A 15,999-nucleotide genomic window follows, 5' to 3' on the forward strand; every position below is an offset into this window, starting at 1 on the left:
CAGAGAATAGAAAGAAATAAGCCCAGCCTTAAGCTGTCTGCGTACCTCATTGGCGTTAAGGCTAGAAGAGTAGAACCACAGTGAGGCGGTTAGCGGTTAGCGGTTAGCGGTTAGCGGTTAGCGGTTAGTAGATTCAATATTATTAATAAATTGAGCCATATTGACTAAACGCTCTCCCACAATAACTCTAATGGTGTTTTTAACCCATGAAATCTCAATATTGTTGTAGTGTAATTTAGCCAGCAGCGTGGTGGTTACAACCAAAAGCAGTAGTGATGATAAAGAATAAAACCAAATCATGTGTTGCTCTAAGTGTGGAAACACGTCAATTCCCACCAGTACATCGAACCCTATAAATACATACGCCAGATAAAAAGGTACTGACATCAGTAACAGCTTCGTCAGCTGTAGTTTATGTGAACAGACTCGGTAAATATCTTTTTGCAGATGGCTAACCGGCTTGGCGTAATCAATTTTTGAAATTAGCACGATTTGACCAATGTTTCCCGCCAGCCCAACAATAGCAAAAATAGTTAAAACAACGGCCGATATGGTGGGCGCTGAAAGACTAAAGTCAGTAGCGATATACTGCCCCAAAAGAACAATGATAGCGAAGAAGGCGACACTCTCAATAATTCGCGCCCACTTCATATTGTCCACTTCCCCTAAATGTGCCGACGAACAGGTACTAAACCCAGACCAAAATCGTCAAGTTAATGCGTTGTTAGCTACAAGCGGTATGTACGACGAAGCGGGGAGTTTTGCCTTTAAGGTTGGTTTACCTGGGAAAAGCGGGGTTGGCGAGGGAGTAATTGCCCTGGTACCTGGTCGCTTTTCTATATGTATTTTTTCTCCCGCGCTAAACGCGGTGGGGAACTCTCATTTAGGTGTAGCTGCGCTTACGTCATTGAGCAAGCGCATTAATTGGTCGGTCTACTAACTATAATTTGCTTTTTCTTAACGCCTGATTTCCCCAGCTTGATGAAAGGCTGTTCTATTGTTAAAAATGTCAAGCAAGAAAAAATAACTACGATAATTGATACTATTGGAAGTATTGTCAAATATTCAATAAAAGACGCTGTTTTAAAGTCAACTAACTCTATCTCAGTGAACAGCACGTACAGAACAATCCCATGCAGCAAATATATGCTATAACTTGCTTCACCAAGTACTCTGCAGCTTTTCCACCGAAGAATACCGAAAATTGAATTTCCGTTAGTAATGAGAAAAAATAAGACAAATATTAGTATGGAATGTGCTAGGTCTAAAGTGCGGGGGTATAGGGTAATAATTAAAATAAGAAATAAGGTCGCGATGGATACAGACGTTGAATCATAGTTAAAATCGTTTCTAAGGGTTTTTAGTAAGTACGCTGTAAGCCCCCCAAATAAAAAGTAGAGAAAAAACTTAGAGCTTATTCCTAGCACTTCTAATGGGTAGAGAAATAAATAAAACACCCCACCAAAAAATATCATAAGAGTTAATATTTTACTTTTAAATACAAGTTGTATTAAAGGTAAAGAGAGGTAAAAAAGCCATACGTATTTCAAAGTCCAATCTACTGATGCAATTATTCGTTTTGAATCAGCAAATTCGTTAATTGACCGGCCATAGAATAATAGCCACAAGACGATATCTTTAAAAAAACTTTGCCAATCACCAATCTGAAAATTAGTGTTTTTGAGTGACAAAATCAAAACTATTATGAGAGCGAAAAAATATAAAGGCTGAATTCGAAATAATCTTGATTTAAAAAGAAAAAACCAATTAACTTTCTTTTTTGAAATAAGTCGGTCTATGAACAAAAAACCAGTAATCATGAAAAATAGTACCACTCCCACTTTACCAAAATTTTGATAAATATCACTTTCTGGGCGTCGCCAAACCCCATCGACTTTCCAATAATAGGTGATTACGAAATGATGAATAAAAACGGAAAATGCCAAAAAACCTCTTAGACCATCTAATGTTACCAAACGGCCATATTGAGGAGGAAGAATTGATGGAAAAAATCGAATAAAGGATTTTGCAGTTAGTATTGCGATGGCAAAACTAGAAAGAACAATAAACGCTTCCATGGTTACTTTTTTTAATCAAGTTTAATCAAATTAACTATAGCAGTATTTATAGTGAAAGTATAAGTCAAATTAACACTATCTACTCCCCTTTGTCGCAGTTATATTTTGGTGTGGTCTAGTGGTCGTTGGTTACGCTTATCGATGAAATTTGAGAACAGGGTAGCATTGGCGTTATTGATTTAGCTGACCATTGGTACTGAAATATTTATTGTGGAATGCAACTTACCCTACCTAAGAAAAAGCATCTTTGCTTTTTATGTTATGCACCAAAATCAAAGTCTCTTTGAATAGTGTAATCATCTACTATCGTTTTTGGCTCTAAATTTTAAAAAGGTGACGCTCTGGTTGAATTGGCAGTGAAAGAAGAGCCATGTTTATCCAAATACGCTAATGTTTTATGAATAATGTTGGGCTGTATAATGCAAGCAATAATCTTTACATGGGTCTTGTCACACGCCTCACAAACAGTAATATCTATATTAAAGACTCGCTTGAGTCTCTGTGCCCAACTCATGCTTCTTGCATGATACGGCTTATCACTACCTTCTACATTCTCGGCTAATTTCGGACTGTTCTTTCCTCTTTGTGAAGCCGTAACCTGCGCACGCTCATTGCTATTGGGCGCGAATACGCCATAAAAGCGAGTCAAGTTAAGTCTGGGCGGTGGCACGAGTGCCACTAGTTTGCCTATAAAATCCAGTGGAGTGAAAAATACGTGGGTGGTGCCGTCCTTGTAGGGCGTTTTGAGTTCATAACGCACCTTACCTGCATTCGTCATACTCAATCGTTGCTCACTGATGGCCGGTCGTGCAATATATCGGCAAAGTCGTTCTAGCTTGTCTGATTGGTGACTATCGGCGAACACGCCTGCATGACCTGGCTGATAACCACGAATGGGTTAAACAAACTACAAACCTACTCCTGTTCGGTGCTAGCGAACCGTTCAAGTTAATTGTCGCTTTATAGTCTATTCGGCTAAAAAAAGTAGTAGAGGCTAATTTGCCATGTATTGTGGCAGTGATAGACGAGACGATTATTGGGTATGCGTATGCTACGAAATGGAAGGAACGAAGCGCTTATCGCTTTTCTGTAGAGTCAACAATTTACCTTTCTAATGAGTTTCAAGGAAAAGGCTTAGGTACAGTGTTATACACGTCGCTCCTTAATAAGCTGAAAACTCTAGGAATAAACAGTGTCATTGGTGGCATAACCTTGCAAAATCCAGCGAGTGTTGGCTTGCATGAAAAACTAGGTATAGAAAAAGTTGCGCATTTTTCTAAGGTAGGCTTTAAATTTGATCAGTGGTTAGATGTTGGGTACTGGCAACTGAGCCTCAACGCCTAATCTCATGTGGTAAAAAATAAGCCCAGCCTTAAGCTGTCTGCGTACCTCATTGGCGTTAAGGCTAGAAGAGTAGAACCACAGCGAGGCGGTTAGCGGTTAGCGGTTAGCGGTTAGCGGTTAGCGGTTAGCGGTTAGCGGTTAGCGGTTAGCGGTTAGTAGATTCAATATTATTAATAAATTGAGCCATATTGACTAAACGCTCTCCCACAATAACTCTAATGGTGTTTTTAACCCATGAAATCTCAATATTGTTGTAGTGTAATTTAGCCAGCAGCGTGGTGGTTACAACCAAAAGCAGCAGTGATGATAAAGAATAAAACCAAATCATGTGTTGCTCTAAGTGTGGAAACAAGTCAATTCCCACCAGTACATCGAACCCTATAAATACATACGCCAGATAAAAAGGTACTGACATCAGTAACAGCTTCGTCAGCTGTAGTTTATGTGAACAGACTCGGTAAATATCTTTTTGCAGATGGCTAACCGGCTTGGCGTAATCAATTTTTGAAATTAGCACGATTTGACCAATGTTTCCCGCCAGCCCAACAATAGCAAAAATAGTTAAAACAACGGCCGATATGGTGGGCGCTGAAAGACTAAAGTCAGTAGCGATATACTGCCCCAAAAGAACAATGATAGCGAAGAAGGCGACACTCTCAATAATTCGCGCCCACTTCATATTATTGAGCGCTTTTACTTGCTTGTTCACTTTCATGTTGGTCAACATTGTTTGGTTAATCGTAATGGCTGCTGTATCGCTATTTTGCTGCTGCCACGTTTCTTTGAAGTTATCTAAATTCATATTAAACATCCTGTGATTCAAACTGTCTTTTTAATGTCTCTTTAATGCGGCTAATGCGTGTAGCAACATTGGTTTTACTCATTCCCAAACTATGTGCGATGCTGTCATACGGCTCACTTTCCAAATAAAGCAGCATGATGGCTTTATTTAACGTATCCAGTTGCCCTATGAATCGATATAGCAACATCACCTCCTCGCTTCGCTCTTCTTGTTGTGAGAAGTCAGCAATGTGAACTAGGCATTCTTCATCTTCACTTGCTCTGCCTACTCGCTTACTGTCTTTGCGGTAGTAAGAAATGGCGACATTTAATGCAATGCGGTACATCCAGGTAGAAAATTTGTGTTCGTTGTCGTAGTTATCATAAGCAAGCCACATGGTTGTCAGTATTTCTTGCGCAAGGTCTTGCCGCTCATCTCGATTTTGGCAATATGAATTCACAATTTTAAATACAATGCCCTTATGTTGCTCCATAGCTTCAGCAAAAAGCGTTTTCTTAGGTTTGTTCATTCACGCTCGCCACTCCATCCGTTACCAAAGTCCAATCACATACTCGTATTTATGAATATGTGGGCTCGCAACCCCTCTTTATACACTTCTCCACTACGTCTTTTTTAGCCGCCAGATACCTCTTATCAAATGTTGTTATCTCATTATTCGCAGCGGCCAAGAAATAATCACAACTTTTTTCATCCAACAGCCATGGGTGAAGTACGATTTATTCGCTCTTCACCCATGGCTTAAGGGGAAGATTGATTTGTGACGATAAATACCATTTCAGTGTTAATGGTTCACCCGCTTGTGAAATATCCTCGTGATTGACTGATTTCCCCGTCCCTAAGTTTACCTGAGCGTCCATATTCTTATTCACATTTAAAACCAAAACGAGTTTACTGCCTTTTTCGATAAGCTTTGACGTAAAACGTGCATTCACAATTGGAACGCGCCGCTTTTTGTGGGGAGTAAGCAACCTTCTGCTGCCCATATCGTCGGCATAACTCGCTCTACTGCGATAATTATTGAGGTGAAATACTTCGCCATTTCTGGTCACTTCATAATAATTAAAACCAATATCAACATCGTGCTTATTAACCTCAATATCGAAATAGCCTGTGATTGCCCCGGTTAGTTCCATATCTTGTTCGAACACGTCGGTTTCTATTTGTATCCCACCTTGCTTGTCGATGCGGCTGCCAATAACCTGTCTAGGCGCTAGGTTTCGTTGCTCGCTTCTGTCAGCTAAATCAATAACCTGTTCGATGTATTGCTGCGAGCGTAATGGCACAACGCGGCCTAGCGAATATGTTTGCATCTTATTCGGCGTGTTTGTTTGTATGTAAAAGCTTACCGTGTGTTGATTCAACTCACGCAGCGAGTCGGCAAACCGCCATTCATCCGCCCCCATAACTTGATAATTCACCTTACTTTGCACTAACGTTGGTTTTTTTGCTCCCTTCAAGAGGTGATCAAACCACGCGAAAACCACTTCTTCCGTGTCTTTTTCAAGTGCCACAGGGTCAAGCTTATAATTCCCATGATGCGAGCGGGGTTTATTTTGTGCCGACCAATGGTTATATGGGCCAATTAATAACGCGTGGTTGGCCTGGTCATTGTATTTATAGTGTTCATTTAAATAGTTAAGGGCTGAAATTTGCCCCCCTTCAAAGTACCCAGTAATGGTTAATACCGGGATGTCTATCGCTTTGTATTCCTCCTGATGGGGAACCATACGCTGATAAAAGGCATCATCTTCTGGGTGTGCTAACCATTTTTGTAACCAAGGGCTAGGCCTGTTTGCTATGTCATCAATATCTACCATGGGCCGACCGCTGGTGTATAACTCAGAGATAACCGCGTTTGTGCGCTGCCAATCGTTATAAACGCTATTGTCTACCGTCTTATTATTGGTTACATATAGCGGCCATTGAAAATTTCCGGTTAAGGCAATGTTATTTTCATAAGGTAAGCCAGTGATCAAATTTGCCGCCACATAAGGTGCCATTGCTTTCAGCCCTTTTGGCATATGCTTAGCCGTTGCCCATTGCGTAAAACCATTGTAGCTGCCGCCATACATAACCACATTCTTATTGCTCCACTGCTGCTTGGTTATCCAATGAATAAGCGCGGCCGCATCTTCTCCTTCGTGCTCCCAAGGAACAATAGCATTACTGCTTGAACGCTTGCCCCGTGAATTGGCTACCATACCAATGTATCCATGTGCAGCGGCGTGCATGGCCGTTTTTATATGCGCCTTTTCGTCAGCATAAATAGTGAATTGCAACGCTGTGGTATTAGGCATTTTTTGGCCTCGGCGCCTGACAATAGTGGCCGACAATTCGATGTCATTTTCAAGGGTTATCAACACGTCAGGTTGAATAATAAATCGCCTATCTTGCTCTTGCTTAATCACTTTATTGGCAACGGGGATCACCCTATTCAGCACATGATACAAATGGGTATTCACCGCAATATTCATCATGTCACTTTGTGACAATAAACCCTTACCCTGAAGCTGCTTGTATACGTTCACCACATAGCGTTCAGCATTGGGCACTGACCACCCAAGGGCCAACGACATCTGCACAAACTCCTCGTCACTGAGAGGTTCAAATTGATGTGTTATTAACCCCTGCAACCCCTGCGTTTCGTCAGCGAAGGCTGGCTGTGTTCGTGTTTTGTTTTTGAGTGCCAAACACGTTTGATGAAACAACTGATAGTGAATAAATTCGACACCAAGGTTAGATTGGGTAACCGTTTCATTGATGTGATCTAATTCATCCCTTAAAGACAGCAAGGCTATTCTGTTGAACAGGCTTTGCTTCACAATATCACTCTGGGTTAGAGAACGTGCAAATGCACGTAAATCTCTTTTCAGTTCTTCTGATGACAGTATTTTTTCAATGCTATCTGCCTGACTTAAATCGGTAGATGCGATAATGTCAGGCATTGTGTACGTGGTTTCAGGGTGTGTATCAGCGTAAGTATTTTGGGAAAAGTTTAGTGATATACTGATCAAATAGATCATCGCCGCCATGAGACTTATTTTTTTCATTCGTGTGCTATCTCTATAAAGTGTCATTGTGGTTTCACTGTATAAAGTGGGTAAGGTGAAGTCCTGACTATGAAATGAATAGTTATGACTTTTTGTGACTTCTTTGATTTAAAAGAACTTTTTTGGCAACAATGGAATAGTATGCGCTGGAAAATAAAAGGTTTTGAGTTTTGTGAACATCAACAAACCTTAACCAAAGAACATAGTGCGGTTCGACTAGAGCCAATGACAAGCGAACTTTTAGCTTACTTTTGTCGCCATCAAAACCTTGTTGTCAGTAAAGCACAATTATTGGAAGAGGTTTGGCGGGGTCGGTTTGTTAGTGATAATACCGTTAGCAAACTCGTCACTAAACTTAGAAAAGCGCTCAAAGATGATGCGCGTAATCCAGCGTTTATTGTCACCGTGCCCAAAAGAGGCTATCGATTTGTTGCAGGCGCAAGCCAAATCACTGCAGCTCACACCGGCGACACTCAACAAACGCCCCATTTACCTAAACAATCAAAGGCCCAGCGTTACCTCTTTATATTTCTGCTTTGCGCTATATGCATTCTGGCTTGGTTTTCTTTTTTGAAACCGTCTGTAGCACCCGCCGTTCTATCAGCGAAAGCCATAACATCGAATAAAGGCAGTGAGTATTTTCCAAGCTTTGCTGCCGATGGCGTCCGCCTCACCTACATGAACCATGATGGTGAAAAGTTTCGGCTTTATGTGAAAAACACCCTGTCTGGCGAACAAGTAGAAATTGAGCATGAAAAAGAAAAAGGCGTTGGGCCAGCCAGTTGGAACGACACGGGTACTCAATTGGTTTATTTAGTGGGTAACCCGGAAAGCTGCCAATATTTCATTCGCGAGTTTAATGGTATGTCGATGTCTGCCCCAAAGCTTATCTATACCTGTAACCCAGGCAGTTATGGCAGAATAAAATTCACCCACAACGACAATTTACTTATTTTTGCTGAGTCTCAGGCACAAGGCATGCCCTACTCTCTATATTCACTCTCCCTTGACGACAATACAACGCAATGGCTCCCTCAGCCTGATATTCACCTAGCCGGCAATAATCAATTTGATATCCACCCGACAGAAAATAAACTGCTTATTTCTTCACCTGACAAACAACAATGGGAAGGCTTCTATCAGCTCGATTTAGAAACACAGCAATTAAGCCTGTTATTTAAACTTAACGCCTATATTTGTTGCGGAATTTGGTCTCATGATGGTCAACATGTTGTGTTGATGGGAGAGCACCCTGCCCGAGACATTGTTCAATATACCCTTGATGGCAGCGAGAAAACCGTTCTATTTTCTGGCCCCCTTCAATTACATAGACCTGAGCGCCACAGTAACAGGTTGGACTATGTGTTCACCGCTTTTACGTATAACGTCAACGTAGATGAGTACAATTTGGCAGACAAACAGTCAGTGTCGATGCTAAACGATAGCGTTGATGAAAGGCTCGCCGTATTGTCGCCAGACGCTAACCACGCCGCCTATGTCAATTTAAGCTCTGGCAATGAAGAGTTATGGTTATTTAACCGTAATACGCAAAAGCGAAGCAAAATTACACACTTTGAAGATGGCAGACACTATTTAGATTTAGCGTGGTCACCGGATCAAATGAAAATAGCAGCGCTGACCTTAAACGCCATACATGTGATAGATGTGAAATCGGGGAAAGCCAAACCGTTACCGTTGCCGCAAAAAGAATATAGAGGGGTGACGTGGTCAACCAAATTCACACAACTCAGTTAAGCCGCTTTTCCTAAGTTAGCCATGTCAGCTTCATATTGGTTTGGACTTTTGTAATCCAGATATGAGTGCATTCTTTGGCTGTTATAAAACATAGTAATATATTGCAGGATATCCTGCTGAGCAGCATGACGGCTCTGGTAATGACGCCATTGCACTCGCTCTTGTTTTAATGTGCCGAAGAAGCTCTCTACAACGGCATTGTCCCAACAATCACCTTTCCTACTCATGCTACCTGTTACCTTGTACTGCGCCAGTAGCTGTCTAAATTGTCGGCTGGCATATTGCGAACCACGATCCGAATGATGTATCAGGCCAGCCTTGGGCTTACGTTGCCATAAAGCCATTGTTAAGGCATCACACACAAGCTGGGCACTCATCCGAGAAGACATACTCCAACCCACGACTTTGCGTGAGAACAGATCGATGACAACGGCCAGATACAGCCAGCCTTCCTGCGTCCAGATATAGGTAATGTCAGAGACATACGCCTGGTCTGGTTTTTGCGCATCAAAGTCGCGTGATAGCACGTTATCAAATACAGGTTGCTGATGGTCGCTGTTGGTCGTTACTTTGTATTTTCTACGTCGTCTGACGCTCACGTCGGCTTCTTTCATCAAGGCTCTCGTTCGCTGTTTTCCAACCGGATAACCGAGCGAATTCAGCGCGCGTTTCATTCGCCTTACGCCATAGGTAAAGTCACTGGCATCTGCTATCTTCTGTACCCATTCAATTAGCTCATCATGTTGAGGGTCTGGTTCGAGTTGCTCGTTTCGTCGCACTGCACTGTAGTAATTACGGCGACTGACTCCCAGAACCTGACACATCAGACTAATCGGCCAGGTCTTCTTATGTTGGGTAATGAAACCGTATTTCACTTGGTTTCTTTGGCAAAGAAGACCGTCGCCTTTTTTAGGATCTCTTTCTCCATTTTCAGGCGTTTATTCTCTGCTCGCAACTGACGAATTTCTTCCTGTTCCGGTGTCAACTTACCGTTGCCTCGAAATGCGTGAGCGCCTTCTGATTCTTGCTCTTTAAGCCAGCGGCCTAACATATTCGCGCTAATACCAAGACTACGAGCAGCCTCAGCAATCTTATAATTTTGTTCTGTAACCAGACTAACAGCGTCCAGTTTGAATTCTTTTGAATAGCTTTTTCGCGTTTTCATATACACTCCAGTTGAGATAATTATCCCTTAACTGGCTGCGTGAATCTATTGGAGCACGTCAGGGTGTCTTTTAAGTCTCCTAAGGTTCTTGCCTTTAGTGTGAAACTGGATGCTACATGGCAAGTAGTTGAGTACCATTTGGAAGATAACTCAATGGTGCGCTTACCCCCTAAATGGAAAAGTATTCAGTACCACGCACTCGCAGACAATTGGTTATGGGTAGACCAGGACGACAAATGGTACAGCGGAGGCAACGCTACTCCCTTTACAATGCCTAAAGAAAACGTCCCCGCCTTCTACGGTAGGCAATTTAACGTGAGAAAAAGTGGTCAACATATTGCCTTTTATGATAGGCAACAGAACCAAATTCAATTTTATAAAAACCAATCGGAAAAGCCCTTTATCACAATACAGAGCCAAGAGGGGCATTTTTCGTTGAACGGAAACATTGTACTCACCAGTCAAAAATCTTCTTCCGCTAACAGTAGCGACCTATACCAAACCTATCGCGTTCCAACACAGTAAGAGTACTGTGTGAGCAACATGAACCCGTTAAGCCAGTTTCTTATTTATTGATTTGTATTGGTACATACGTTTATCGGCAAGGAAAATACAGTCTTTGGCAGAATCACATTCCACACTGGTCGCAATACCAAAACTCACCCCTGCCCTACGCCAAGCCTGACTAAGTTCGTAAGACAATGCATCCATATGCGATCGGCAACTCTTGGTTAATTCCTCTAACTCAGGGGCGGATTGGGCATGTAAAATACTCACAAATTCGTCACCGCCCGAGCGAAATACGCTTCCCCGATGGCTGAATGACCGCTGCATAAGTCTGGCGGTTTCAACGATAAGTTTATCGCCCTCTTGATGGCCGTTTCTGTCGTTTACTGTTTTTAACCCATCTAAATCAACATAAACCACCACGTAATAGCCATTCAATTGCTCAATACACTCAGATAACGCAAAACGGTTACCCAGCTTGGTCATTGCATCGGTTCGAGACAGGTAGTAGTTTCGATTAAACTCTATTTGTTGCAGTTTAAACCACTCGGCTAAGCACAATAAAATGCAAATGCAATCTACCGACAACGCAACCACTACTGCCGACTCTGAATAGGGCAATTCACCAAAATAATGGCTGTGGGCACTAATGTAGTAGCCGAGTGACGCGCTATAAAGCAGGTTACCTGTTAAAAAATACTTTGCTCGAAAGTCTCTTATTTTAAGCATAGTCACGCCAATACTGAGAGTGAGTATCATCCATACCATCGCCAGCAAGTGGGAAATAAGAAACCCCGTAGTAAATGGTAAAAACCACATGGTGACACCCAAACCCACGCTTATCACACTAAAAACGCGTAGAAACCGAAAGAGCTTTTTATGGTTAGATGGACAATCAAAAAGGTCAGACACAAACTGCCCTGCACACGCAATGGCAAAAGGAAACAGCATCATTCCCCAGTAGGTACTGTTTGTGGGAATATTAAACAAGTCGTCAAGCAATCCCGAAGCTGCAGCCCAGCCAATGCCATGTAAACCTAAATAACCCGCACACGTAAGCGCCACCCGCTTTTTTGTACTCAAATACACCAGAATGGCTAATAGTGCCAGTAGTGTCATGGTGGTTATGGCGGCAATAGACAAACCATTATTATAAATTTGGTACTCATAAAACGTGGCTGGGTCGTAAAATGAAATGGAGACAGGTGTAGGAAATTGCTTGGCCTTGATGACTAACCATAACTCAACGGTTTCACTTTCATTCACCTGAATAGCGAAACTCTGGAAGTGCAAAAGATGGGGCGTAGCATCATCTGCTAACTGTGAAAAAACCTCAATCTGGGGGCGTGTCTGCGAGCCTGACACATAGGCAGATAACCCAATATCGATGAAATTAGCATTAATGACCACAAAATAACGCCCGTCAGCGGAGGGCTTTAACAATAGTTTAGTGATGTAGGAACCCGACTCCCCGCCTAACGAAGGGGCGATAGGTAGGTGCTCATAACCTGTTTGAAGTGGCTGTAGCAATGTCGCACTGGCTATATTCGCTAGCTCAATACTAGCAGGTAACTCTCGCCAAATATGGGAGTCTTGGAGGGTCACTTTGCCATTCTTTAAGTCAACGACTTCACCTAACACCGGAAATACCATGGCTAGGCTAAAAAAACACAGCGCCCTTAAACATTGAAGGTAAGAAAGCAAAAATTAATCCCTATCACCAATAAAGGTTCTCGCCCCTTTTATTAGGGACTTTCCATTGCGAGTTGGAATACAACTAAACAAAATATATACACAAGCTCGCAAAAGCACAATGCGGCTTATTCGCTTTTTAACTTATTGTGAGTTATTTAACGAGATACGTATTAAATTGCGTTGTTGGTAGGACAGATGCGTTAGGCATATATGCTTTCAACAGTGGTATTAAGCAACCAATGTAAAAAAACTTTCGTGTCTTTATTGTTTCGAAACTGAATAGATTTTTGACATTCTGTATCGGTAAATACAACGTTAAATTTATTTACTGAGATTGTCGAAATAGGGGGGAGTGTACGGAGCGAAGCGCCGTTAATAGAATGAGACATATAATTTTTCTTTTATAATAATATTGCTAGTTTTTTATTCGTTTTAAAATTCCTTTCAAAATTTTGTTCTTATCAAACCAAAAATAAATAAAAACGTAAGTACTGCACAAATTAAAAAGGCTAAGCAAAAAACTTAGCCTTTTGTCGTTGTATTTTAAAGTTCTATTTAAAGAACAACAACGTTTGCAGCTTGAAGGCCTTTTTGACCTTGTTCTACACTGAAGCTTACCGCTTGGCCTTCAGCTAGAGTTTTGAAACCGTCAGAAGCGATTGAACGGAAATGTACGAATACATCTTTACCGCCACCGTCTTGAGTTAGGAAACCAAAACCTTTTTCTTCGTTAAACCACTTAACTGTACCGTTAACTGTATCAGACATAATATAAACCTTTTTAATGAAAGTAATAATGGTGAATTTCACCGAAAAGCAATAGACATAACGTATTAGCTAGTAACGCAAATGTATATCTATTAAAACTTCGATTTAAAAAGAAGAATAAAGAGGGTACAACGCAGTAGTAGAAATAGCTTTGATTATCTAAAGCGCGGCCAGTGTACACAGATTGAATGTACAAGTCTAGCTAACTTGTGTTTTATTTTTCTAAATATCCCTTTTATCTGCCCTCCTGCAAACGATTTTTAAAAAACGCGCATAAAAACGGCAATATCCACAACAACACCGATAATAACAAATCCCTTCCTTTGACTCATTTTTATCATAAAAATCAATTAGACTTGGCTTATAACCTACCAATATTTGTCATTTTTCGTAAATTAGATTTACGTTAACCAGGTAAAATAACTGCGAAGGAAAAAATAATGAGAATGTTACACACTATGCTTCGAGTTGAAGATCTCGATGCCTCTTTGCATTTCTATACTGAACTTATGGGTATGAAACTACTACGCCGTTCAGACAATAAAGAATATGAGTACACACTTGCCTTTGTTGGCTACGGTGATGAAAGCCACGCCACCGTGCTTGAGCTAACTTACAATTGGGGCGAAAACACGTACGACAAGGGCAATGCCTATGGCCATATTGCCATTGAAGTGGAAGATATTTACGGGTTTTGTGGTGAATTGGAAAACCAGGGCGCTGAGGTTTATCGCAAGCCTGGGCCAGTAAAAGGCGGGCAAACCATCATTGCATTTGTACGTGACCCAGATGGCTACGCCATTGAACTGATCCAAGCCAAATAATCAACAAGGATATTGACCATGAGCTTAACCCGTTACATATTCATTGGCTGCTCAGCGCTAGTGAGTTCTCTAAGTGTTGCAGAGCCTTTCGACATCATTGCCCACAGAGGTGCCTCGGGGTTCTTACCTGAACATACATTGGAAGCGGCCACTTTAGCCTTCGCTCAGCGCCCTGACTTTATAGAGCAAGACGTCGTTATAACAAAAGACGGTGTGCCCGTAGTGCTGCACGACATACACCTTGAAACCGTGACAAATGTAGAAGACGTCTACAGTGATAGAGCACGAGACGATGGTCGCTTCTATGCGCTAGATTTCACTTTAGCGGAATTGAAACGCTTACGGGTTCATGAAAGACAAAATACCGATGGCTCGCCAGTTTTTCCAAACCGTTATCAGGGAACACAGGCCCATTTCACTATTGCCACATTAGCTGAACATATTGAGTTAATCTCGCAATTGAACCGCCAATTCGACACTGATATTGGTATTTACCCTGAAATCAAATCACCCGCATGGCACCGTGAGCAAGGCGTGGATATCAGCAAAATTGTGCTGGCTACATTAGGTGATTACGGCATGACAGATAAAAACGCTAACAGTTATCTTCAGTGCTTTGATTTTGCAGAAGTGAAACGATTACGTGATGAATTGGGTTACCAAGGCAATTTAGTCATGTTGATTGCCGATAATAGTTGGGGAGAATCTGCGACCGACTACACCTACCTTCGTACAGAAGCAGGCATGGCTGAAGTATCTAAATACGCGGATGGAATTGGGCCATGGCTCGGCCAACTTCTTAACACAGAAGCGCTAAAAGCAGGAAAAGTGGAAGCGCAGCCCTGGCTAGCCTTCGCGCAACAAAACAAGCTTATTATTCACCCTTACACCTTCAGGAAGGATGCTCTACCGCCTGGTTTCACCAGCGAGCAATTGCTTACTACGTTAAAAGATATTCTGGCGGTAGATGGTGTATTCACAGACCAGGTTCCCACGGTGAAAACCTGGCGAGAAAAGTCGAACTAACCCTTAGATAATCTTACTACCACGCGCCTGTTCTGCGCCCGAGCATCCCGGGTGTCGTTCGGCGCGATATGACGTTTTTCACCATGGCCAGTAAGCTGAATTCTGTCTTCAGGCACGCCAAGGGTTGTTAGGTAGGATTTTACTTCATTGGCGCGTCTAATCGACAATTGTTCGTTGTTCCAGCGCCCGCCATAACTGTCTGTGTAACCATCTAAAAGCACCAGTTCAAGTTCGCTGTCTTCTTTCAAATATTCACCTATCATGGTTAATCGCTTTTGCGAGTACTTTGATAGCTCAGTACTATTTTTTTGATAAGACAATACAGTGTACGCAATATCATCAAAATTATAGGGCAGCAGGTTTGATACACACTGCACAAATTCGTTGTAAACATGCGCAAAATTACTTGCGTTCAACGCCACGCTCACTTTGTCGTTTTTGTTGTACCAGTCGTTGTAGTAAATGGTGGGCCAAAATCCCTTTTCGAGTTCTGACAACATTGTCCAAGCAGCGTCTTGCGGTAAGTCACCGTTATATTGTTTACGAATTGTCATGTCTGCAATGGTTTTTGGTGCTACACCAGGCATCCACCGTGGCGGAACCGAATACACAGCGGCAACGTCAAAATGGTTGGGCAGCAAATGCATGTCTAACTCAAATTCCATATTGAGTTGTTTTGACGCGACGCTGGTAAACATTGCAGCTCCATACCCTGGTAATTCATGATTGAGGGTACACTGTAAACGAGAGGCGTCCGCGACTTCCCACGACGATGTTTCCACGGTAGCGGCATATTGGCGCATAGCCGCACTGACCGAAGTCGTCGCTACCAAGCAGAAGAGAAATAAGTATTTAAGTTTCACAGCCACACCTACTTAACAAGAATATAAAACCAAACGCAGGCCGTTAAAAGACAACGTCTAGAGAATATATCGCCCCAAGTGTAGAAAAGTTTAGCTCGATATACCATCAATTATACATCTGA

Annotated in this window: 16 protein-coding genes; 6 read left to right on the forward strand and 10 right to left on the reverse strand. The window is 42.0% G+C overall.

Translation table 11 applies throughout. The annotated features are described in order from the left end of the window. Nucleotides 1–117 precede the first annotated feature (117 nt). Nucleotides 118–651 (reverse strand): hypothetical protein, encoded by a 534-nt coding sequence (locus IUA53_RS13290; RefSeq protein ID WP_196897254.1) that lies wholly within the window; start codon nt 649–651, stop codon nt 118–120. On the opposite strand from IUA53_RS13290, the gene IUA53_RS13295 reads away from it, so the two are divergent. Next, on the forward strand, nt 605–940 hold the full coding sequence (locus tag IUA53_RS13295) for a glutaminase (RefSeq protein WP_231401153.1): 336 nt from the start codon (nt 605–607) through the stop codon (nt 938–940). The two genes, IUA53_RS13290 and IUA53_RS13295, sit on opposite strands and share 47 nt — an antisense overlap. On the opposite strand, the gene IUA53_RS13300 is transcribed toward IUA53_RS13295, so the two are convergent. Together IUA53_RS13300 and IUA53_RS13305 are read right to left on the reverse strand one after the other, a co-directional pair. Further along, nucleotides 921–2,078 carry an acyltransferase family protein gene (locus tag IUA53_RS13300; protein WP_196897255.1) on the reverse strand — a complete coding sequence of 386 codons (1,158 nt, stop codon included), beginning with the start codon at nt 2,076–2,078 and terminating at the stop codon, nt 921–923. The two genes, IUA53_RS13295 and IUA53_RS13300, sit on opposite strands and share 20 nt — an antisense overlap. Before the next feature lie 325 nt (nt 2,079–2,403). Beyond that, entirely contained in the window at nt 2,404–2,943 is a 540-nt protein-coding gene (locus IUA53_RS13305) for a transposase (RefSeq protein WP_414631092.1), read from the reverse strand. A gap of 134 nt (nt 2,944–3,077) precedes the next feature. Here IUA53_RS13305 and IUA53_RS13310 point away from each other — a divergent pair, with 134 nt between their 5' ends. Then, complete coding sequence (locus IUA53_RS13310) at nt 3,078–3,422, forward strand: GNAT family N-acetyltransferase (RefSeq protein WP_231401154.1); 345 nt, start codon at nt 3,078–3,080, stop codon at nt 3,420–3,422. 145 nt (nt 3,423–3,567) lie between these two features. Here the strand turns inward: IUA53_RS13310 and IUA53_RS13315 are convergent, their stop codons facing one another. From IUA53_RS13315 to IUA53_RS13325, 3 genes are all read right to left on the reverse strand, one after another. Then, on the reverse strand, nt 3,568–4,224 hold the full coding sequence (locus IUA53_RS13315; RefSeq protein ID WP_044449352.1) for a hypothetical protein: 657 nt from the start codon (nt 4,222–4,224) through the stop codon (nt 3,568–3,570). A 1-nt stretch (nt 4,225) separates the two neighbouring features. Then, nucleotides 4,226–4,732 carry an RNA polymerase sigma factor gene (locus tag IUA53_RS13320; RefSeq protein ID WP_196897256.1) on the reverse strand — a complete coding sequence of 169 codons (507 nt, stop codon included), beginning with the start codon at nt 4,730–4,732 and terminating at the stop codon, nt 4,226–4,228. Nucleotides 4,733–4,940: 208 nt separating this feature from the next. Continuing rightward, a complete protein-coding gene (locus IUA53_RS13325; protein ID WP_196897257.1) occupies nt 4,941–7,274 on the reverse strand; it encodes a CocE/NonD family hydrolase in 2,334 nt (777 codons plus the stop codon). Nucleotides 7,275–7,358: 84 nt separating this feature from the next. Here IUA53_RS13325 and IUA53_RS13330 point away from each other — a divergent pair, with 84 nt between their 5' ends. Next, a complete protein-coding gene (locus tag IUA53_RS13330; protein ID WP_196897258.1) occupies nt 7,359–9,029 on the forward strand; it encodes a winged helix-turn-helix domain-containing protein in 1,671 nt (556 codons plus the stop codon). Here IUA53_RS13330 and IUA53_RS13335 read toward each other — a convergent pair. Further along, nucleotides 9,026–10,194, reverse strand: a protein-coding gene (locus IUA53_RS13335) for an IS3 family transposase (RefSeq protein WP_196897259.1) whose coding sequence is annotated in 2 segments (ribosomal slippage) — nt 9,026–9,942 and nt 9,942–10,194 — 1,170 coding nt in all. Because the reading frame shifts where the segments join, the coding sequence is not laid out codon by codon here. The two genes, IUA53_RS13330 and IUA53_RS13335, sit on opposite strands and share 4 nt — an antisense overlap. Nucleotides 10,195–10,257: 63 nt before the next feature. Here IUA53_RS13335 and IUA53_RS13340 point away from each other — a divergent pair. After that, a complete protein-coding gene (locus tag IUA53_RS13340) occupies nt 10,258–10,719 on the forward strand; it encodes a hypothetical protein (protein WP_196897260.1) in 462 nt (153 codons plus the stop codon). A 27-nt stretch (nt 10,720–10,746) separates the two neighbouring features. Here the strand turns inward: IUA53_RS13340 and IUA53_RS13345 are convergent, their stop codons facing one another. Further along, complete coding sequence (locus IUA53_RS13345) at nt 10,747–12,405, reverse strand: GGDEF domain-containing protein (RefSeq protein WP_231401155.1); 1,659 nt, start codon at nt 12,403–12,405, stop codon at nt 10,747–10,749. 546 nt (nt 12,406–12,951) lie between these two features. Beyond that, nucleotides 12,952–13,164 (reverse strand): transcription antiterminator/RNA stability regulator CspE, encoded by a 213-nt coding sequence (gene cspE, locus IUA53_RS13350; protein ID WP_044056510.1) that lies wholly within the window; start codon nt 13,162–13,164, stop codon nt 12,952–12,954. Nucleotides 13,165–13,604: 440 nt separating this feature from the next. Here cspE and gloA point away from each other — a divergent pair, with 440 nt between their 5' ends. Next, nucleotides 13,605–13,988 (forward strand): lactoylglutathione lyase, encoded by a 384-nt coding sequence (gene gloA, locus IUA53_RS13355; RefSeq protein WP_044056509.1) that lies wholly within the window; start codon nt 13,605–13,607, stop codon nt 13,986–13,988. Between the two features lie 18 nt (nt 13,989–14,006). Continuing rightward, complete coding sequence (gene glpQ / locus IUA53_RS13360) at nt 14,007–15,014, forward strand: glycerophosphodiester phosphodiesterase (protein ID WP_044446612.1); 1,008 nt, start codon at nt 14,007–14,009, stop codon at nt 15,012–15,014. On the opposite strand, the gene IUA53_RS13365 is transcribed toward glpQ, so the two are convergent. Beyond that, nucleotides 15,011–15,883, reverse strand: a complete 873-nt coding sequence (locus IUA53_RS13365; RefSeq protein ID WP_052364303.1) for a flagellar protein MotY — start codon at nt 15,881–15,883, stop codon at nt 15,011–15,013. The two genes, glpQ and IUA53_RS13365, sit on opposite strands and share 4 nt — an antisense overlap. Between the last annotated feature and the right edge of the window lie 116 nt (nt 15,884–15,999).

It is taken from the genome of Alteromonas sp. B31-7, from assembly GCF_015767655.1.
GTDB lineage: Bacteria > Pseudomonadota > Gammaproteobacteria > Enterobacterales > Alteromonadaceae > Alteromonas > Alteromonas australica.